We start from the raw sequence: 784 nt of genomic DNA on the forward strand, positions 1-784 counted from the left end.
TCAACAATTTATCGGAAACAGCGTTTTAGAGCCAAATAAAATTGGTCAGTCGCCATCGGATGTTTATTCTTTTAATCGAAATAATGAAACTTTTTTTCTTAAGCGATCTAGCACTTTATATACAGAGACCACATACAGTGTCTCTCGTGAAGCGAAAATGTTGAGTTGGCTCTCTGAGAAATTAAAGGTGCCTGAACTCATCATGACTTTTCAGGATGAGCAGTTTGAATTCATGATCACTAAAGCGATCAATGCAAAACCAATTTCAGCGCTTTTTTTAACAGACCAAGAATTGCTTGCTATCTATAAGGAGGCACTCAATCTGTTAAATTCAATTGCTATTATTGATTGTCCATTTATTTCAAACATTGATCATCGGTTAAAAGAGTCAAAATTTTTTATTGATAACCAACTCCTTGACGATATAGATCAAGATGATTTTGACACTGAATTATGGGGAGACCATAAAACTTACCTAAGTCTATGGAATGAGTTAACCGAGACTCGTGTTGAAGAAAGATTGGTTTTTTCTCATGGCGATATCACGGATAGTAATATTTTTATAGATAAATTCAATGAAATTTATTTTTTAGATCTTGGTCGTGCTGGGTTAGCAGATGAATTTGTAGATATATCCTTTGTTGAACGTTGCCTAAGAGAGGATGCATCGGAGGAAACTGCGAAAATATTTTTAAAGCATTTAAAAAATGATAGACCTGACAAAAGGAATTATTTTTTAAAACTTGATGAATTGAATTGATTCCAAGCATTATCTAAAAATACT

General features: G+C 33.0%; 1 protein-coding gene. It reads left to right on the plus strand.

Features of this window, described 5'->3' with window-relative positions; translation table 11 throughout:
• On the plus strand, positions 1 to 760 hold a 760-nt coding region (locus D7V20_RS19345; RefSeq protein WP_120365122.1), incomplete at its 5' end, for an APH(3')-VI family aminoglycoside O-phosphotransferase.
• Positions 761 to 784 lie beyond the last annotated feature (24 nt).

It is taken from the genome of Acinetobacter rongchengensis, assembly GCF_003611475.1.
GTDB lineage: Bacteria > Pseudomonadota > Gammaproteobacteria > Pseudomonadales > Moraxellaceae > Acinetobacter > Acinetobacter rongchengensis.